Below are 17,380 nucleotides of genomic sequence, written 5' to 3'. Positions count from 1 at the left end.
TTCGGCTTGCCGGGCGGACCAACCAGTCTCACCGCCAGCCAGAAGCAGCCAGTGAAGCAGTCCCTCGCATGACCGACCAAACCGGACTGAGCAGCCTCGTCGACCGCGCCGCCCTCGTGACGCCGCCGGTCGTGGCGGGGCGCGTGCGCGGCCTGTCCGAGCGCGCCATCGCCTGGCTGTTCATCACGCCGACCATGCTGCTGCTGCTCGCGATCAACATCTTCCCGTTGATCTGGACCATCCGGCTGTCCTTCACCAATTATCGCGCGAACCGTCCGAACGCCACCGTGCTCGATGTCGGGCTCGCCAACTACCAGTCGATCCTGACCGATCCGGACGTCTGGGCGGCGATGACGGTGACCGCGCGCTTCGTGTTCTGGACCATCCTGATCCAGACCGTGCTGGGCTTCACCCTGGCCTGGCTGATCGACAAGAAATTCCGTGGCCACGGCCTTTGGACCACGTTGATCCTGCTGCCGATGATGCTGTCGCCAGCCGTGGTCGGCAATTTCTGGACCTTCCTGTACCAGCCGCAGATCGGCCTGTTCAATTACGTCATCGCCGCCGTGACCGGCATGCCGGCGTCGTCGTTCCAGATGCTGGCGCAGGTGCCGCTGGCGCCTTGGGCCATCGTCGTCGTCGACACCTGGATGTGGACGCCCTACGTGATGCTGATCTGCCTCGCAGGCCTGCGCTCGATTCCCGACTACATCTATGAGGCGGCCGAGGTCGACCGCGCCTCGCCGTGGCGGCAGTTCTGGTCGATCACGCTGCCGATGGCGCTGCCCTTCATCATGCTCGCGGTGTTGTTCCGCGGCATCGAGAACTTCAAGATGTTCGACATGGTCAACCTGCTGACCGGCGGCGGTCCAGGCTCGACGACCGAGGTCGCCTCGATCACCTTGAAGCGCGAGGCGTTCGAAAAGTGGCGCACCGGCTATTCCTCGGCGTTCGCCATCATCCTGTTCGTCACCGTGTTCGGTCTCGCCAACATCTACGTCAAGGCGCTCAACCGGGTGAAAAGCCGATGACCGGTCTCGCAACCGCCCATTCCGTCGTTGATCCGTCGCCGCTGACCAAGCGGATCGCGGCAACCGTGGTGATCGCCTATGCCCTGATCACTTTGGTGCCGCTGCTGTGGATCTTCATGACCGGATTCAAGTCGCCATCGGACGCGATCGCCTATCCGCCGAAGCTGGTCGCCGAGCCGAGCCTGGAGGGTTACTGCAACCTGTTCACGACCCGGACCCGGCAGGCCCCGGAGTACATGGCCAAGCTGCCGCCGGCCGCCAGCCTCTGCGACCGCATCTCGCGCGGCCGCAACATGGTGGTCGCGGGTCCATCGAACTACATCCCACGCTACGTCAATTCGCTGGTGATCGCGTTCGGCTCGACCGCGCTGTCGGTCGTGCTCGGAACGCTTGCGGCCTACGCCTTCTCGCGCTTCAAGGTGCCGCTGAAGGATGACCTTTTGTTCTTCATCCTGTCGACGCGGATGATGCCGCCGATCGCGGTCGCGATCCCGATCTACCTGATGTATCGCGAGCTCGGCCTGTCCGACACGCGGCTCGGCATGATCCTGCTCTATACGTCCGTCAACATCTCGCTCGCGGTCTGGCTGCTCAAGGGCTTCATGGACGAAATCCCACGCGAATACGAGGAGGCGGCGATGGTCGACGGCTACACCCGCCTGCAAGCCTTCTTCAAGGTCGTGTTGCCGCAGGCCACCACCGGCATCGTCGCCACCGCGATCTTCTGCCTGATTTTCGCCTGGAACGAATATGCCTTTGCGGTGCTTCTGACCTCGGGCACGGCGCAGACCGCGCCGCCCTTCATTCCGATTATCATCGGCGAGGGCGGCCAGGACTGGCCGGCGGTTGCGGCGGGCACCACGCTGTTCCTGATCCCGATCGTCGTGTTCACGGTGCTGCTGAGGAAACACCTGTTGCGCGGCATCACCTTCGGAGCGGTGCGCAAATGAGCGAGTCGATCCGGAACATGCCTGCCGATGTGGCCACCACGCGCTGGCCACGGGCGCTGCGGCGCGGCCCGATGGAGACGCTGGCGACGATCCTCATTGCGGCGGGCGTGCTGATGCTGCTGCAGCCGTTCGCGCTGGTGCTCTACACCTATTCCTTCATCACCACGCTCGCTGGTGTCGTGATGTTCACCATCGTCTCCAAGTTCCCGGACTGACGCCATGGCCGAGATCCGGATCGAGAACCTGTTCAAGGAGTTCGGCGGCTTTGCCGCCGTGCGCGGCACCAGCTTCACGATCGCCGACGGCGAGTTCTTCTGCCTGCTCGGTCCGTCCGGCTGCGGCAAGACCACCACGTTGCGCATGATTGCGGGCCTGGAGCTGCCGACGTCGGGGACGATCAACCTCGGCGGCGAGGACGTCACCTTCCGGCGCGCGCGTGAGCGCGACATCGCCATGGTGTTCCAGCTGTTCGCGCTCTACCCGCACATGAACGTACGCAGGAACATCGCCTTTCCCCTGGTCTCGATGGGGGTGCCCAAGGCGGAGATCAGGCGGCGGGTCGAGGAAGCGGCGCGCATCCTGCGCATCGACCATCTGGTGGACCGTCCGGTGAGCGGGTTGTCGAGCGGCGATCGCCAGCGCGTCGCACTCGGCCGCGCCATTGTCCGCGAGCCCAAAGCGTTCTTGATGGACGAGCCGCTGGGCGCGCTCGATGCCGAGTTCCGTCACATCATGTGCGGCGAGCTGCGCGCGCTGCACGACCGGCTCAAGGCGACCACTGTGTTCGTGACTCACGACCAGCTCGAGGCGATGTCGATGGCCGACACGATCGCGGTGATGAATCGCGGTGTCGTGGAGCAGCTCGGAACGCCCCAGGAGATCTACGACCGTCCCGCCACCATGTTCGTCGCAGACTTCATCGGCTCGCCGGCGATGAACTTCATCCGCTTCGCGGGCAGGCTTGGTGCCGGCACGAACTGCGTGCGCATCGACGGCGCCGAGATCGGCGTGCCCGAGCTGCGCGAGGATGCCGAGAGCGACGAGCTGGTTCTCGGCGTGCGGCCGGAGCAGGTGGCGCTCAGCGCGGAAGGCGGGCTGCGCGGCGAGGTGTTTGGTACCGAATATCTCGGCACCACCCAGATCATCACCGTCACGACGGCTCGCGGCACCGTCAAGGCGCGCGCGCCCGCGGCGGTCCGGATTGAGCGCGCCGAGCCGGTCGGACTCAGCTTCCGCGCCGACCGGCTTTCGCTGTTCAACGCCGCCACGGGCCGTGCAATCCGCACGGCGCTGTATGAGCAGCCGGTGAGAGGAGGGCGCCATCATGGCTGAGACGCGTCTCAACGCCGTCAGCAAGTCGTTCGGATCCAAGCCGGCGGTTCGGGATTTGTCGCTGATCATCCGCGATGGCGAGCTCGTGGTGCTGCTCGGGCCGACCGGCGCCGGCAAGACCACGACCTTGCGCCTGGTGGCAGGCCTCGACATGCCGGATGGCGGCAGCATCACCATCGGCGGCGTCGATCAGACGAAAGCGACGCCGGCCGCGCGCGACGTCACGTTCGTGTTTCAGCAATATTCGCTCTATCCGCATCTGTCGGTGTACGACAATCTCGCCTTTCCGCTGCGCTCGCCGGTGCGCAAGATTCCGGAGGCTGAGATCAAGCGCATCGTCGGTGACGTCGCGGGGATGCTGCGGATCGAGGACAAGCTCGGCAACCGCGCTACTCAGCTCTCGGGCGGTCAGATGCAGCGCGTGGCGATCGGCCGTGCGCTCGTGCGCAGACCTGCGATCGCGTTGCTCGACGAGCCGCTGTCCTCGCTCGACGCCAAGCTGCGTTCCGAGCTGCGCATCGAGCTCAAGCGCATCCAGCAGGATCTCGGCGCCACCATGCTCTATGTCACCCACGACCAGATCGAGGCGATGACACTTGCCAACCGCATCGGCGTGATCGAGCAGGGCCGGCTGGTGCAGGTCGGCAGCCCGCGGGAGGTCTATGAGGATCCGGCCAATGCCTATGTGGCGACCCGGCTCGGCAGTCCCGGCATCAATCTGCTGCCGCGTGGGCTGTTCCCGGATCTCGCAGTGCCGGGCGACGTCGCGACGATCGGCGCGCGCACCGAGCACATGACGGTCCGGCGCGCCGAGACCCGTGCGAACGCACGGGTGAAATGGATCGAGCACCTCGGCGATCAGAATCATCTGCATATCACGCTGCAGGACCAGACCATCGTCAGCCTGGTCGAGCCGGATACGGAATTGAAAGTCGGCGACGCCGTCGCTATCGAGTTCACCCGGCCGCTGCTGTTCGACCGGGCGGGCCAGCGGGTGAGATAGACAATGGACCAGGCGTTCAAGCGCAGGCTGATCATGGCGATGGCCGATGCCATCATCGCGCATGCCGAGGAACTGACCGCGCTCGATTCGGCGATCGGCGACGGCGATCACGGACTCAACATGAAGCGCGGCTTCGAGGCCGTTCTCGCCGACGTCGAGAACATTTCAGCCAAGCCTCTTCCCGAGGCGCTGAAGGCGGTCGGCATGGCGCTGGTGATGAAGGTCGGCGGTGCGTCCGGTCCGCTCTACGGCACGCTGGCGATGGGACTTGGCAAGGTGCTGCCATCAGAGCCATCTGCCGCCGAAGCGGCGGCGGCGCTCGGGCGTGCCATTGCGGACGTGAAAGCCCGCGGCAAGTCGGAAGCAGGCCAGAAGACCATGCTCGACGTCTTGATCCCGGTGCAGGCAGCTTTTGCGGCCGGTGGCGACGATCTCGCCGCCCGGCTGCCCGCGATCGCTGCCGAAGCCGCCGACGCGACCGTGCCGATGCTGGCGATCCGCGGCCGTGCTTCGTTTCTCGGCGAGCGTTCGATCGGGCACATGGATCCCGGCGCGCGCTCGTCCAGCCTGCTCGTGCAGGCGATCTGCAGCGTATTCAATGAGGCCTGATCATGAGTGAGCAGAAGAATGTCGGCATCGTCATCGTGTCGCATTCCGCCAAGGTGGCGGAAGGCGCGGCCGACATGGTCAGGCAGATGGTCGGCGACAGCGTGCCGCTCGCAGCGGTCGGCGGCAATGCCGATGGCGGACTCGGCACCGACGTTGGCGCCATCATGGGCGCGATCGACAAGGCGTGGTCGGAGTCAGGTGTTGCGATCCTGGTCGATCTCGGCGGCGCTGAGACCAACAGCGAGATGGCGGTGGAGATGATGCCGGAGGAGCGGCGCGAGCGCATCGTGATCTGTAACGCGCCGCTGGTCGAAGGCGCGGTGATGGCGGCGACGGAAGCCTCCGGCGGCTCGCCGCTCGATGCGGTGCGCGTAACCGCCGAAGAGCTGATGGGCGGATGAGCAGGAACGAGAATGGCTGACGGTGGAGAGATCGGCATGCAGGAAGCGAAGGCGCATGCGCTGCTGACCAACGAGGTCGGGCTGCATGCGCGGCCCTCGGTCAAGCTGACCCAGCTCGCCAAGCGCTTTGCTTCGACCATCGAAGTCGCGATCGCGGCCGACGGGCCCTGGACCGATGCCAAGAGCCCGGTGAAGATCATGCGCGTCAAGGCCGCCAAGGGCGAGACGCTGTTCCTGCGCGCCAATGGAACCGATGCCGAGGCCGCCATCGCCGCGCTGGTCGATCTGGTGAACCGCAAGTTCGACGAGGAGTGACGATGGAGCGGCGCATCTTCGGGCGGGCGGCGTCGGACGGGCTGGCCATCGGGCCCGCGGCGATCCTGCATGCGCTGGAGGGCGCCAGCCGGAGGAAAGGGGCGGTCGCCGAGGAGCATGAAGCGCTCGCCGTAGCGGTCGCGCATGCGCGTGAGGCCGTGGCCGAGCTGATCGACAGGCTCGAGGGAGACGCCGCCGAGCTGATCGGCTTTCAGCTCGCGCTGCTCGAAGACGATGCGCTGACCGAGGCGGCTTACGTCCAGATCGAGGGCGGCGTCGCCGCGGATGCGGCCTGGCGCGCGGCGATGGCGGAGGAGATGGCGGGGTATGAGTCCGCCGAGGACGAATATTTCCGCGCCCGCGCCGGCGACCTCGCCGACATCCGGGATCGCGTGCTGCGACACTTGTTCGGCTTGCAGCAGAACGGCAAGTTGCCGAAGGGGGCGATCGTCGTTGCGCGTGATCTGGCGCCATCGGCTTTCCTCGCCATCGAGTGGACGAATGGAGGGGGCATCGCGCTCGGCGAGGGCAGCCCGACCAGCCATGTCGCGATGTTGGCGCGCAGCCGCGGCGTGCCGATGGTGGTTGGGCTCGGTCACGATTGGGACAAGCTGACAGGGGATTTGCTGGTCGATGGCGGTCGCGGTGTCGTCATCGCCGATCCCAGCGCGCACTCTATCGCCGCCGCGCGGGCGGAGGACGAGACGGTCTCGCGCCGCAGGGCGGAGGCAAGGGCGCGGCAGCACGAACCGGCACTGACGCGCGACGGCACCTTCGTTTCCGTGCTCGTCAACATCTCCGGTCCTGGTGATATGACGGCGCTGCCAGCCGCAGCGTGCGATGGCGTCGGTCTGGCGCGCACGGAGTTTCTCACCGGCAACCTGCTTCACGACGAGGAGGCGCAATATCACGCCTATGCCGAGCTCGTGCGCTGGGCCGAAGGCCGGCCGGTCACGATTCGCACGCTCGATGCGGGCGGCGACAAGCCGATTCCGGGCTACACGATCGATGGTGAGAGCAACCCGTTTCTTGGCCTGCGTGGCCTCCGTCTGTCGTTGCGTCATCCCGAGATCTTCCGTGTTCAACTGCGCGCGCTGGCGCGCGCCGCTGCGCTCGGACCGCTCAAGGTGATGCTGCCGATGGTGACCAATGCAGCGGAGCTGGACGTCGCGCGTCGCCATCTCCGCGCCGTGCTCGCCGAATTGGCCGCCGGCAACGTCGTGTTCGCCGCGCCGGCCTTCGGAATGATGGTCGAGGTGCCGGCTGCTGCGTTGGCAGCGCATGACTTCGCTGCGGACTTCTTCTCGATCGGCACCAATGACTTGACCCAATACGCGACCGCTGCTTCGCGTGACGGCGCCGAGGTCGCCGACTATGCCGACGTGCTGCATCCCGGGGTGTTGGCGATGATTGCCCATGTGGTGCGCGCTGGTCGTGCGCGGGGCGTGGAAGTCTCGATCTGCGGCGACGCCGCCGGGGATGTCAGAGCCATTCCGGCGCTGCTTGGGGTCGGCGTGCGCGCGCTGTCGGTCGCGCCGGGCCTGCTGCCGCTGGTGAAGTCGGCGATCCGCGAGCTTGACCTCGCCAAGGGCTCGGAAAAGGCCGCGGGAGAGGGCGCATGAGTGACCAGGATGCATCGGGGGGCGCAAGCCCGCTCGCCGAATACAAGGCGATCCTGCGCGCGGTGATCGACAGCCGTCCCTCCGGCACACGGCAGCGGTTGGCGGAGGCGATCGGCAAGAATCGCAGCTTCATCTCGCAGATCGTCAATCCGGCCTATGCGACGCCGATCCCGCTGCAGCATCTCGAGACCATCTTCCACATCTGTCACTTCTCGCCGCATGAGCAGCAGGCGTTTCTGACCGCCTACCGCGCCGCGCATCCGGGCCGGCTGGACGAGGCCGAGGCGCAGCGGCCGATGCGGCGCCTCGTGGTCGAACTGCCGGACTTCGGCGACTCCGCGCTCAACGCCCATGCCGACCGCATCATCACTGGCGTCGCGCGCGGCATCACCGCGCTGATCTCGGCCAACGAAAACAACGACGACGCCGAACCCGGAGGGAAGCCATGAAGAAGCTGATCAACGCCGTTTCCGACGTGCTGACCGAGAGCCTGCAGGGTTTTGCCGCCGTGCATGGCGACATCGTCACGCTGGGCGAGGACAACAAGTTCGTTCGCCGCAAGAGCCTCAAACCGGCCAAGGTCGCGCTGATCTCCGGCGGCGGCTCCGGCCATGAGCCGCTCCATGCCGGCTTCGTCGGGCCGGGCATGCTCGATGCCGCCTGTCCGGGCCAGGTGTTTACATCGCCAACGCCGGACCAGATGCTCGCGGCTGCGCAGGCCGTGGACACAGGCGCGGGCGCGCTGCTCATCGTCAAGAACTACGAAGGCGACGTGATGAATTTTGCGATGGCCGCGGAGATGATGGAGGGCAAGGTCGCGACCGTCATCACCGACGACGACGTCGCCGTCGAGACCTCGACCTATTCGACCGGCCGCCGCGGCGTTGCCGGCACGTTGATCGTGGAGAAGATGCTGGGTGCTGCGGCCGAGCAGGGCCGCGATCTCGATGCGCTCAAGGCGCTCGGCGACAACGTCAACAGGCGCACGCGGTCGATGGGCGTGGCGCTGACCTCTTGCACCGTGCCGGCCGCCGGCAAGCCGACCTTCACGCTCGGTGACGACGAGATGGAGATGGGCGTCGGCATCCATGGCGAGCCCGGCCGCCGCCGGGTCAAGCTGGCCTCGGCCGATGCGATCGCCGAGGAGATGATGGGCGCGATCCTGGCCGATCTCGCGCCCAAGTCCGGCACGCCGTGCCTGCTGCTGGTCAACGGCTTCGGCGCAACGCCGGCGATGGAATTGTACGTGATGGCCAATGCGGCGCGGCGCATCCTGGAAGGCCGCGGGCTCGCCATCGCGCGCGGGCTGGTCGGCTCCTACGTCACCTCGCTCGACATGGCCGGCTGCTCGCTCACGGTCACCGCGCTCGATGAGTCGACGATGGCGCTGTGGGACGCGCCGGTGCACACGGCCGCCCTGCGCTGGGGCTGCTGAACCGAGGTCCGCTCAGCGGATCTCGTTGGAGTAGTAGTGCTGCGCCGTCGTGGCGCGGTGCTGGCTGAGGATCGCCAGCGCGCCGGTCTGGTCATAGGCTTCCTCGTCGATCACGAGCACGGCGGCCGGCGCGGAGAGGCCGAGCAGCTTGCGGTCCTCCTTGGTGGCGACCTCGGCCGTCACCTTCTCGCGCACCGCGGCGATCCGGATGCCATAGGCCTCGAGCAGATGGCGGTAGATCAGGGAAGGGACCTTCTTCGGCTCGCGCGGAAATCCCGCCACGCGGTTCGCGACCATCGAGATGCGCGAATGCAGCACCGGCGCGCCGGCGACGCGGCGGATGCGACGAAGATGCAGCAGCGGCCCGCCCTCGGCCATCGCGAACAGCGCCGCTTCGCGTGGCTCGGTGGCGCGTGTCGTCACCGACAGCACCTCGGCCTCCGAGTGCAGCAGGCTGCCGTTCGCGCCGAGCAGGCGGAAGTACTGGAAGAAGAAGCTGAGCCCATGCTGCGACGCGCGGCCCGTCACCACCGTGCCGGTCTTGCGCCGCCGCATCAGCATGCCGCCCGCAGTGAGGTCGGCCAGCGCCCGGCGGATGGTGCCGACGGCGACGCCATATTGATTGGCGAGCGCGACCTCGCCGGGCAGCACCGTCCCCGGCGGCATGTCGCCGATCAGGATCGCCTCGGCGATCTGCCGCTTGACGTGCTCGTAGAGCGGCACCGGCAGCGCGCCCGGACCGGCACCGACTCCGTCTGCCGCTTTGCTGGCCACAGCTGCCTTTTTCATGGAATTGACAAATGCCGCGTCGTGAATTCTATTTCTATATAGAATATAGGATTGAGCAGACGGCAAATGATTTCTCAGGGCATTCCAGTAGATCGGAGCCAGCCCGGCCTGGCCGGCGCCTTCGCTGCGATCGACGGCATGACCGAGACTGCCGTCGAGGACCTGCGGAAGCTGGTGGCGGTCGACACCAGCTTTCCGCCAGGCGCCGGCTACGATGCCTTTGCCGACGTGATGGAGCAGCTCGCCAGGCCGCTGGCGCTGGATTGCGAGCGCGTGATTGTCCCGGAGGATCTATGGCGCGCACCGGGGGCGCGCGGACCGCGTACGAATCTGATCGCACGGCGCCGCTCCGGCAGACCGGTGCTCGGGCTCTATTTCCATGTGGACACGGTACCGGCGGCGCCCGGCTGGGCGACCGATCCGCTGCAACTGAGCCGCGACGGTGACCGTCTGACCGGACTCGGCGCAGCCGACATGAAGGGATCCGTCGCGGCAGCGCTGCTCGCGCTCCGCGCCGCGCAGCAGACTGGATTGTCGCTGGCCTATGATCCGATGCTGCTGCTGTGCACGGACGAGGAGGCGGGGCTTTATCCCGGAGTGCGCTACCTTGCCGAACAGGGGCGCCTCGAAGGGCATATTCTGAATTTCAACGGCAGCGCCATGCCGCGGATCTGGGCCGGCTGCTTCGGCCTGTTCACGCTCACGGTGCGCGTTCACGGCAAGGCGGCCCATGCCGGCGAGCAGCGCCGTGCCGGCGCCAACGCGATCGAGGCGGCGCTGCCGATCCTCAATGCGCTCGCCGCTTTGAAGCCGCTCGTCGCGCAGCGGACATCGGCGCTGCCGCCACCGCCGCAGGCGGCCGGACCGCTCACCGCGAGCCTCGACATCTCGGCTATTCATGGCGGCCAATGCGGCGGACAGATCCCCTCGCTGGTCGAGATTCTCCTGTGCCGCCGCTATGCGCCCGAGGAGGACTTCGCCGCCACGTGCCGCGAGATCGAAACGGCGATCCGGCAGGCGGCCGGCATGCTCGACGTCAAGATCATCCTCACCGGTCATCTGATGCCGACATCCGATCCCGGCGGGCCGCATTGGCCGCGCTGGCAGCAGGCGCTGTCGGCCGGTTTCGGCTACGCGGCCGAGGACTTCGCCCGATGGGGGGCGTCCGGCTGCTCCGATTTCGGCTGGGTGCAGCAGGCCACGGGCCTGCAGGAGGTGCTGCTCACGGGTCTCGGCAGGCCCGATAGCCGCATCCATGCGCCGGGCGAATCGACGACGCTCACCGACATCGTCGCATTGGCGAAGTCGGTGCTGGCCTATCTTGCAGCCGAGTTCTGTCCCGAGCTCTCTCCCGAAGCCATCACGCCCGAAAAGGACTTCGCCCGATGCCGTCCGTGACTCGTCGTCATTTCCTTGCCGGCTCCGCGCTCGCGCTTGGTGCCCTGCCGCAAGTCTCTCTCTCCGCCGAGGCGCCCAAGCGCGGCGGCGTTTTGCGGATCTCGGTCGATCAGGGCGCGGCCGTCATTCACCCGCTGCTCGCGCGCGTCAATCCGGAATACCTTATCACCGAGCTGCTCTATTCCAACTTGACCCGGTTGAAGCCGGACATGTCGGTCGAGCCGGACCTCGCCTTGTCGTGGCAGGCCGGCGCGGGGCTCACCGAGTGGACGTTCAAGCTGCGGCCCAATCTCAGCTTCCACGACGGCTCGCCGCTGACGGCGGAGGATGTCGTCGCGACCTTCAAGGCGATCCTCGATCCGAAAACCGCGTCACCGGCGCGTACCAATGTCGGCCCGATCAAGGATGTCGCAGCCGTAGATGCGTCGACCGTGCGGTTCACGTTATCGGTTGCCTTCGCCGATTTTCCGGTCGCGCTCGCCTACAACAATGCGCGCATCGTGCCCGCGAAAGTCGTTGCCGCCGATCTCGCCAGCCTCGCCACCAAGGCGAATGGTTCAGGGCCGTTCAAGCTCGTGTCCTATGAGCCGGACCGCAAGATCGTTGTCGAGCGCAACCCGGCCTATTACGATCCCGCGCGGCCTTCACTCGATCGCGTCGAGATCCTCGTCTATCCCGACCGCACCGCCGAGGCATCGGCTCTGATTTCGGGCGACATCGATCTCATGTTGTCGACCACGCCCGGCGAATATGAGCGGCTCGGCAAGGCCAGCGGCGTCAAGGCGGTGCGGATCCCCTCGGGGCAGTTTCTGAACGTCAACATGGGCTGCGACCAGAAGCCGTTCAACGACGTTCGCGTGCGCCAGGCGCTGGCGCTGACCATCGATCGCGAGGCCATGGCCGGCTTCGTGGCCGGCGGCTATGGCACGCCCGGCAACGACACGCCGCTGAGCCCCGCCTACCGGTTCTATCAGGACCGCAAACTGAAGAAGCCCGACATCGCCAGAGCCAGGCAATTGCTTGCCGATGCCGGCTATCCCTCCGGCATCGACCTGACGATGGTGGCATCCGACAAGCCGGACACGCGCACGCAGCTCGGCGTTGCGATCCGTGAGATGGCGGCGCCTGCCGGCTTCCGCATCAACGTTCAGACGATGCCGCACGCGACCTATCTCGATCAGGTCTGGAAGAAAGGCAATTTCTACGTCGGCTTCTACAACATGCAGTCGACCGCCGACGCGATCTTCAAGCTGCTCTATACCTCGGATGCGGCCTGGAACGAGACGCGCTGGAACAATGCGCGCTTCGACGAGATCGTCAATGCGGCGCGTAGCGAGACCGACGATGCCAATCGTGCCGCGCTCTATGCGCGGGCCCAGACGATGATGAGCGAGGAGGTGCCGTCGGTCATTCCGGTCTTCTTCGACATCCTGGCGGCGCAGCGCGCCTATGTGGAAGGCTACCAGCTGCATCCGCGTGGGTCAGTGTTCCGGCTCGATCTCGTCTCGCTCGGCGCCGGCGCGCCCAAGCGCAGCTGAGGCAGGATCCGAGCGGTGTCATTCGCTTGGCTGCTACGGCGGCTGCTCCTGATGGTCTACACGGTCGTCATCGTCAGCGTGCTGGTGTTCGCCATCACGCAGGCGCTGCCGGCTGATGCCGCGCAGACGCTGCTTGGCGAGAACGCCTCGCCAGAGGCGCTGGCAGCCGTTCGCAGCCGGCTCGGGCTCGACGATCCGGTCTGGCTGCAATTCGCGCATTGGGTCGCGCACGCGGCCACGGGCAATTTCGGCGTCTCCATGCGCACCGGCCTGTCGGTCGCGCCGGAGATGCTGACGGCGCTGTCGCGCTCTCTGCTGCTGGCAGCTGGCGCGCTCGTCGTCACTCTTCTGATCGCAGTCCCGCTCGGAATCTTCGCGGCGCTCCGCAAGGGCCGGCCGACGGATACGACGACCAGCGTGATCGCCTATCTCGGGGTCTCGCTGCCGGAATTCGTCACCGCAACCGTGCTGGCGCTGCTGCTGACCGACATCCTGCCATGGCTGCCGGCGACCGGCTACGTGTCGCCGCTGGAGGATGCCGGGCTGGCGCTACGCCATCTGATCCTTCCGGTCCTGACGGTCTCGGTGATTCTCGTCGCGCATGTCATGCGCATGATGCGCTCGGAGACGCTGGACGTGCTGCAGTCCGACTACGTTCGCGCGGCGCGGCTGAAGGGCCTGCCCGAGCGGACGGTGCTGGTGCGGCACGTGATGCGCAACGCGCTGCTGCCGGTCATCACCATCGTCGCGCTCGACGTCGGCTATCTCCTGGGCGGCATCATCGTCATCGAGGAGATTTTCGCCATCCCCGGCATCGGCCGCGCATTGATGATCGCCATCACCACCCGCGATCTGCCGTCGATCCAGGCCGGCGCGATGATCATGGCGGTCACCTACGCGATCACCAACACGCTGGCGGATGTCGTCTACGCGCTGCTCGACAAACGGATCAGCTATGACTGAGCTGTTCGGCAGGATGATCCGCAAGCCGCAGGGGGCGATCAGCGTGGTGCTGCTCGTTGCCCTCGCCATCGTCTGCATCCTCGGCCCGTGGCTCGCGCCCTATGGGCCGGAGAAGATGGATTTTCTCGGCCGTTTCCGCCCGCCGGGATGGCAGAACTGGCTGGGCGCCGACCAGTTCGGCCGCGACGTGCTGAGCCGCCTGCTGTCCGGCGCGCGCGCCACAGTTCCGATGGCGCTCGCGGCGACGCTCGCCGGCAGCGCGATGGGCGCCGTGATAGGCGTCGCATCGGCCTATCTCGGCGGCAAGGCCGACGAATTCATCATGCGCACCAACGATGCTGTGATGGCCATTCCCGGTCTCCTCATGGCGCTGCTGCTGGTCAGCACGCTCGGCAATGGGGCTGTCAACGCGGTGATCGCGATTGGCTTTGCGTTTGCGCCTGGCATGGCGCGGGTCACGCGCTCCGTGGCCCTTGCGGTGCGCAATCAGGACTACGTCAAGGCCGCCATCGCGCGCGGCGAGGCGGCATCGCAGATCATCTTTCGTGAAATGCTTCCCAACGTGATGGGCCCGATCATCATCGAGGCCACGATCCGGGTGTCGTTTGCGGTGATGCTGTTCGCTACGCTGAGCTTCCTTGGCCTGGGAGCGCAGCCGCCGGCATCCGAATGGGGGCTGATGGTGGCCGATGCGCGGCAATACATGCACCAGGCGCCGTGGATCCTGATCGCGCCCTCGGCGGCGATCGCGCTGTCGGCGATCGCCTTCAATCTCGTCGGCGATGCGCTGCGCGACGCGCTGCATCCGCGGGACGATCGATGAAGCCGGCGCTCGCCATCACCAATTACGGGCTGGACTACGTCACATCGGCGGGCGCCGTCGAGGTGCTGCGCGACGTGTCACTCGAGATCGCGCCGGGCGAGGTGCTCGGCCTCGTGGGCGAATCCGGCTCCGGCAAGAGTTCGCTGGCCTGGGCGCTGATGCGGCATCTGCCGGCCAATGCCCGCGAGATCTCGGGATCGCTGCGCCTCGGCGATATCGACCTGCGGTCTCTGAGCCCGAAGCAACTCACCGAGGTGCGGGGCCGCCGGATCGGCATGGTGTTCCAGGACCCGTCGACCGCGTTGAATCCGACACTGACCATCGGCCATCAGATCACCGAGACGCTGATGCGTCATCGCGGTCTGAACGCGCGGGCCGCCAGGGATCTCGCGATCGAGCTGCTCGGCCATGTCGAGCTGCGTGACCCCGCGGCGGTGCTGCGGCGCTATCCGCACGAGATCTCCGGCGGCGAGAAGCAGCGGGTGATCATCGCGACGGCCTTCGGCTGCCGGCCCGATGTCATCCTGTTCGATGAGCCCACGACAGCGCTCGATGTCATCACCGGTGCCCGTATCGTCGAGCTGTTCGCGCGCCTGCGCGCGGAAACGGGCGTCGCTGCGCTCTACATCTCGCACGATCTCGCGATGATGACCCGCGTCGCCGATCGTGTCGCGGTGATCCGGCACGGCCGCGTCGTCGAGCAGGCGGGGGCATCTGATATATTTCGGACGCCGCAGCACGACTATACCAAGGCACTCATCGCCGCGGTGCCGCGTCCGGAGCGGCGGCTCGTGAATGATCAGCCGGGCGCTGCCGTGGTGCTTGAGGCGCGTGGCATCGAGGTGCATTACGGCCGGGCCAGCCTGTTCCGCGCGTCGCCGCCACCGGCAACCAAGGCCGTCGATGTCGACATCCGCGCAGGCGAAATCGTCGGCCTCGTCGGCGAATCCGGCTCGGGGAAATCGTCCATGGCGCGCGCCCTGACCGGGCTCGCCCGCTTCGACGGTACCATCAGTTTCGACGGCCGGATGCTGCGCGGGGCCCGCGACATGAATTCCGCCTATCGTCGCGATGTTCAGATCGTGTTCCAGCACCCGGATTCCTCGCTCAATCCGCGTCACCGCATCGGCGAGATCCTGTCGCGTCCCTTGAGGCTCTACGGCGGTGATGTCGCCTCAGTGCCGCGCCTTCTCGAGCAGGTCCGGCTTCCTCCGTCCTATGCGATGCGCTGGCCGCATCAGCTCTCGGGCGGCGAGAAGCAGCGCGTCGCAATCGCGCGGGCCTTTGCCGCGCGACCGCGCTTGGTGATCTGCGACGAGATCACGGCGCCTCTCGATGTCTCCGTCCAGGCCCAGATCATCGAGCTGCTGCTGGCTTTGCGCGCCGAGACCGGCGCGGCCTATCTCTTCATCACCCACGATCTCAACCTCATCAGGCAGATCGCGCACCGCATCGTCGTGATGCGCCATGGCCGGCTTGTCGACAGCCGCGCGGTGGACGCGTTCGAGGCGGACGACGTTCACCCCTACACAAGCGAACTGATGGCGGCGTCACCTGCGCCTGTCGGATGACCGCAAGGACTGCAACTCATGAATCGCAACGAATTGCTCGCCCGTATCGACGTCCCGGAGTCGCTCGCACTGCTGTCGCGCATGGTACAGCATAAGAGCTATTCGAAGACCGAAGGCGAGAGGCAGCTCGCGACGTTCATGGCCGAGCAGATGAGCGAGATCGGCCTGGATGCGACCGTCGCGCCGTTCGGTGCCGAAGGCCGCGTCAACGCCGTCGGCCGCTGGAACGGCACCGGCGGCGGCAAGAGTCTGCTGTTCAACGGCCATGTCGATACCAATCCGGTGACGGAAGGCTGGACCGTCGACCCCTGGGCAGGGAAGGTGGACGACGACTTCGTCTACGGAATCGGCGTGTCGAACATGAAGGCCGGCGACGCCGCCTATTTCTGCGCGGTCAAGACGCTGATCGAGGCCGGCGTCAAGCTGAGGGGCGACGTCATTCTGACCTATGTGGTCGGCGAGCTGCAAGGCGGAGTCGGCACCTATTCGTTGCTGGAGCAGGGGCTGCGCGCGGACTATTTCATCAATTCTGAGCCAACCGACCTCAAGGCGATGACGATGCATGCCGCGGCATTCATGTTCATCATAGAGCTCGTCGGCAACACGCGGCATCTGTCGAAGCGAGAGGAGGCGGTTGACGCCATCACTGCCGCCTGTGATCTCATTCCGCGTCTCAATGCGATGCGATTCTCCGGCGCGCGTTCGCCGGCACATGAGGCCATCAACCGCGTTCATGTCGGCGTCGTGCACGGCGCGCTCGGTCGCGAGTTGCACGAGTGGCGGACGCCGCAGGTCGCGGATTTCGTCCGTATCAAGGGCTCCGGCCGTTATGCACCAGGGCAGACCGAGCAAGGCGCGCTGGCGGACATGCGGCGCGAGCTCGATGCGCTGGAGGCGCGTTTTCCCGGCCTGAAGACTCATCTGACGTCGGAGGACCGCGCCGGCGTGCCGACCATGCCGCCGTTCGAGGTCGCGCCCGAGAGCGCGATCGTCCGTGCCGTCAACAATGCCTATCGCGTCGTGCGCGGCGCCGCCCAGCCGACGGGCCCGGTGGCGCCCAGCTGCTTCTATGGCACCGATGCCGGCCATCTTTATACCTATGGCGGCATGGAGGGCATCGTCTGCGGGCCGGGCGGCCGCTACAACACGATGCCTGACGAGCGCGTCGACATTCTCGACTATCTCGACATGATCCGCATCTACATGCTGGCGATTCTCGACATCTGCGGCTGATGCCGCGTCAGGCGGCGGCTGTCGCTTGTTCCTGGAACTGCTCGAAGGCCGCGATCGCATCGGCGGCATACATGAGCGACGGTCCGCCGCCCATGTAGATGGCCATGCCGAGCGTTTCCTCGACCTCCTGGCGGGTCGCGCCGAGACGCACAAGCGCGTCGGCATGGAAGCCGATGCAGCCGTCGCAGCGGACGGCAACGCCGATCGCCAGCGCGATCAGCTCCTTGGTCTTCTTGTCGAGGGCGCCGTCGCGACTCGCGGCCTGAGCCAGTGCAGAGAAGCCCTGCATGACCTCAGGGATGTCCTTGCGCAGCGTTCGCAGATTGCCGGAAATGTCCTTGCAGAGCTCGGGGTAGTTCTTGTCCAT

At 66.5% G+C, this 17,380-nt stretch carries 19 protein-coding genes; 17 read left to right on the top strand and 2 right to left on the bottom strand.

Annotation, left to right across the window (positions count from 1 at the left end):
• The first annotated feature begins 68 nt into the window (after window positions 1–68).
• From QW868_RS31305 to dhaK, 11 genes are read left to right on the top strand one after another with little or no spacing between them, the layout of a single operon-like run.
• Window positions 69–1,031: a sugar ABC transporter permease gene (locus QW868_RS31305; protein ID WP_315739280.1), complete on the top strand. Its 963-nt coding sequence runs from the start codon at window positions 69–71 to the stop codon at window positions 1,029–1,031.
• Window positions 1,028–1,981: a carbohydrate ABC transporter permease gene (locus tag QW868_RS31300; RefSeq protein WP_315712568.1), complete on the top strand. Its 954-nt coding sequence runs from the start codon at window positions 1,028–1,030 to the stop codon at window positions 1,979–1,981. Before QW868_RS31305 ends, QW868_RS31300 begins: the two co-directional genes overlap by 4 nt.
• Window positions 1,982–1,998: 17 nt before the next feature.
• Window positions 1,999–2,196, top strand: coding sequence for a hypothetical protein (locus QW868_RS31295; RefSeq protein WP_315739282.1), 198 nt, complete (start codon window positions 1,999–2,001; stop codon window positions 2,194–2,196).
• Between the two features lie 4 nt (window positions 2,197–2,200).
• Entirely contained in the window at window positions 2,201–3,313 is a 1,113-nt protein-coding gene (locus QW868_RS31290) for an ABC transporter ATP-binding protein (RefSeq protein ID WP_315780333.1), read from the top strand.
• The gene (locus QW868_RS31285) at window positions 3,306–4,316 is read left to right on the top strand and encodes an ABC transporter ATP-binding protein (RefSeq protein ID WP_315777416.1); all 1,011 of its coding nucleotides are present in this window, start codon (window positions 3,306–3,308) and stop codon (window positions 4,314–4,316) included. The genes QW868_RS31290 and QW868_RS31285 overlap by 8 nt, the downstream gene beginning before the upstream one ends.
• Before the next feature lie 3 nt (window positions 4,317–4,319).
• Window positions 4,320–4,925 carry a dihydroxyacetone kinase subunit DhaL gene (gene dhaL, locus QW868_RS31280; protein ID WP_316232376.1) on the top strand — a complete coding sequence of 202 codons (606 nt, stop codon included), beginning with the start codon at window positions 4,320–4,322 and terminating at the stop codon, window positions 4,923–4,925.
• A gap of 2 nt (window positions 4,926–4,927) precedes the next feature.
• Entirely contained in the window at window positions 4,928–5,326 is a 399-nt protein-coding gene (gene dhaM, locus QW868_RS31275) for a dihydroxyacetone kinase phosphoryl donor subunit DhaM (protein WP_316232375.1), read from the top strand.
• 12 nt (window positions 5,327–5,338) lie between these two features.
• Window positions 5,339–5,641 carry an HPr family phosphocarrier protein gene (locus QW868_RS31270; protein ID WP_315739286.1) on the top strand — a complete coding sequence of 101 codons (303 nt, stop codon included), beginning with the start codon at window positions 5,339–5,341 and terminating at the stop codon, window positions 5,639–5,641.
• Between the two features lie 2 nt (window positions 5,642–5,643).
• Complete coding sequence (gene ptsP, locus QW868_RS31265) at window positions 5,644–7,263, top strand: phosphoenolpyruvate--protein phosphotransferase (protein ID WP_316232374.1); 1,620 nt, start codon at window positions 5,644–5,646, stop codon at window positions 7,261–7,263.
• Complete coding sequence (locus QW868_RS31260; protein WP_315777419.1) at window positions 7,260–7,712, top strand: hypothetical protein; 453 nt, start codon at window positions 7,260–7,262, stop codon at window positions 7,710–7,712. Before ptsP ends, QW868_RS31260 begins: the two co-directional genes overlap by 4 nt.
• Window positions 7,709–8,698 carry a dihydroxyacetone kinase subunit DhaK gene (gene dhaK, locus QW868_RS31255; RefSeq protein ID WP_316232373.1) on the top strand — a complete coding sequence of 330 codons (990 nt, stop codon included), beginning with the start codon at window positions 7,709–7,711 and terminating at the stop codon, window positions 8,696–8,698. Before QW868_RS31260 ends, dhaK begins: the two co-directional genes overlap by 4 nt.
• A 12-nt stretch (window positions 8,699–8,710) precedes the next feature.
• Here the strand turns inward: dhaK and QW868_RS31250 are convergent, their stop codons facing one another.
• Complete coding sequence (locus QW868_RS31250; protein WP_316232372.1) at window positions 8,711–9,487, bottom strand: GntR family transcriptional regulator; 777 nt, start codon at window positions 9,485–9,487, stop codon at window positions 8,711–8,713.
• Between the two features lie 66 nt (window positions 9,488–9,553).
• Between QW868_RS31250 and QW868_RS31245 the strand changes: the two genes are divergently transcribed.
• From QW868_RS31245 to QW868_RS31220, 6 genes are read left to right on the top strand one after another with little or no spacing between them, the layout of a single operon-like run.
• On the top strand, window positions 9,554–10,885 hold the full coding sequence (locus QW868_RS31245; RefSeq protein ID WP_316232371.1) for a M20 family metallopeptidase: 1,332 nt from the start codon (window positions 9,554–9,556) through the stop codon (window positions 10,883–10,885).
• On the top strand, window positions 10,873–12,423 hold the full coding sequence (locus tag QW868_RS31240) for an ABC transporter substrate-binding protein (protein ID WP_316232370.1): 1,551 nt from the start codon (window positions 10,873–10,875) through the stop codon (window positions 12,421–12,423). The genes QW868_RS31245 and QW868_RS31240 overlap by 13 nt, the downstream gene beginning before the upstream one ends.
• A 15-nt stretch (window positions 12,424–12,438) precedes the next feature.
• The gene (locus QW868_RS31235; protein ID WP_315739294.1) at window positions 12,439–13,386 is read left to right on the top strand and encodes an ABC transporter permease; all 948 of its coding nucleotides are present in this window, start codon (window positions 12,439–12,441) and stop codon (window positions 13,384–13,386) included.
• Window positions 13,379–14,209: an ABC transporter permease gene (locus QW868_RS31230; RefSeq protein ID WP_316232369.1), complete on the top strand. Its 831-nt coding sequence runs from the start codon at window positions 13,379–13,381 to the stop codon at window positions 14,207–14,209. The genes QW868_RS31235 and QW868_RS31230 overlap by 8 nt, the downstream gene beginning before the upstream one ends.
• Window positions 14,206–15,780 carry an ABC transporter ATP-binding protein gene (gene nikE / locus QW868_RS31225; RefSeq protein WP_316232368.1) on the top strand — a complete coding sequence of 525 codons (1,575 nt, stop codon included), beginning with the start codon at window positions 14,206–14,208 and terminating at the stop codon, window positions 15,778–15,780. The genes QW868_RS31230 and nikE overlap by 4 nt, the downstream gene beginning before the upstream one ends.
• A gap of 18 nt (window positions 15,781–15,798) precedes the next feature.
• Complete coding sequence (locus tag QW868_RS31220; protein WP_316232367.1) at window positions 15,799–17,013, top strand: M20 family metallopeptidase; 1,215 nt, start codon at window positions 15,799–15,801, stop codon at window positions 17,011–17,013.
• Between the two features lie 7 nt (window positions 17,014–17,020).
• On the opposite strand, the gene QW868_RS31215 is transcribed toward QW868_RS31220, so the two are convergent.
• The gene (locus tag QW868_RS31215; RefSeq protein ID WP_315739298.1) at window positions 17,021–17,380 is read right to left on the bottom strand and encodes a carboxymuconolactone decarboxylase family protein; all 360 of its coding nucleotides are present in this window, start codon (window positions 17,378–17,380) and stop codon (window positions 17,021–17,023) included.

This window comes from Bradyrhizobium sp. SZCCHNR1051, from assembly GCF_032489615.1.
GTDB lineage: Bacteria > Pseudomonadota > Alphaproteobacteria > Rhizobiales > Xanthobacteraceae > Bradyrhizobium.
Note: the sequence above shows the minus strand (reverse complement) of the source record. Positions and strands in the feature narration are given on the sequence as shown.

Coding starts and splice junctions, on each gene's coding strand:
- QW868_RS31250 (WP_316232372.1), bottom strand. CDS start 9,487: ATGAAAAAGGCAGCTGTGGCCAGCAAAGCGGCAGACGGAGTCGGTGCC.
- ptsP (WP_316232374.1), top strand. CDS start 5,644: ATGGAGCGGCGCATCTTCGGGCGGGCGGCGTCGGACGGGCTGGCCATC.
- QW868_RS31270 (WP_315739286.1), top strand. CDS start 5,339: ATGGCTGACGGTGGAGAGATCGGCATGCAGGAAGCGAAGGCGCATGCG.
- QW868_RS31220 (WP_316232367.1), top strand. CDS start 15,799: ATGAATCGCAACGAATTGCTCGCCCGTATCGACGTCCCGGAGTCGCTC.
- dhaM (WP_316232375.1), top strand. CDS start 4,928: ATGAGTGAGCAGAAGAATGTCGGCATCGTCATCGTGTCGCATTCCGCC.
- QW868_RS31240 (WP_316232370.1), top strand. CDS start 10,873: ATGCCGTCCGTGACTCGTCGTCATTTCCTTGCCGGCTCCGCGCTCGCG.
- dhaL (WP_316232376.1), top strand. CDS start 4,320: ATGGACCAGGCGTTCAAGCGCAGGCTGATCATGGCGATGGCCGATGCC.
- QW868_RS31295 (WP_315739282.1), top strand. CDS start 1,999: ATGCCTGCCGATGTGGCCACCACGCGCTGGCCACGGGCGCTGCGGCGC.
- QW868_RS31305 (WP_315739280.1), top strand. CDS start 69: ATGACCGACCAAACCGGACTGAGCAGCCTCGTCGACCGCGCCGCCCTC.
- QW868_RS31290 (WP_315780333.1), top strand. CDS start 2,201: ATGGCCGAGATCCGGATCGAGAACCTGTTCAAGGAGTTCGGCGGCTTT.
- QW868_RS31245 (WP_316232371.1), top strand. CDS start 9,554: ATGATTTCTCAGGGCATTCCAGTAGATCGGAGCCAGCCCGGCCTGGCC.
- QW868_RS31260 (WP_315777419.1), top strand. CDS start 7,260: ATGAGTGACCAGGATGCATCGGGGGGCGCAAGCCCGCTCGCCGAATAC.
- QW868_RS31285 (WP_315777416.1), top strand. CDS start 3,306: ATGGCTGAGACGCGTCTCAACGCCGTCAGCAAGTCGTTCGGATCCAAG.
- QW868_RS31215 (WP_315739298.1), bottom strand. CDS start 17,380: ATGGACAAGAACTACCCCGAGCTCTGCAAGGACATTTCCGGCAATCTG.
- QW868_RS31300 (WP_315712568.1), top strand. CDS start 1,028: ATGACCGGTCTCGCAACCGCCCATTCCGTCGTTGATCCGTCGCCGCTG.
- nikE (WP_316232368.1), top strand. CDS start 14,206: ATGAAGCCGGCGCTCGCCATCACCAATTACGGGCTGGACTACGTCACA.
- dhaK (WP_316232373.1), top strand. CDS start 7,709: ATGAAGAAGCTGATCAACGCCGTTTCCGACGTGCTGACCGAGAGCCTG.
- QW868_RS31230 (WP_316232369.1), top strand. CDS start 13,379: ATGACTGAGCTGTTCGGCAGGATGATCCGCAAGCCGCAGGGGGCGATC.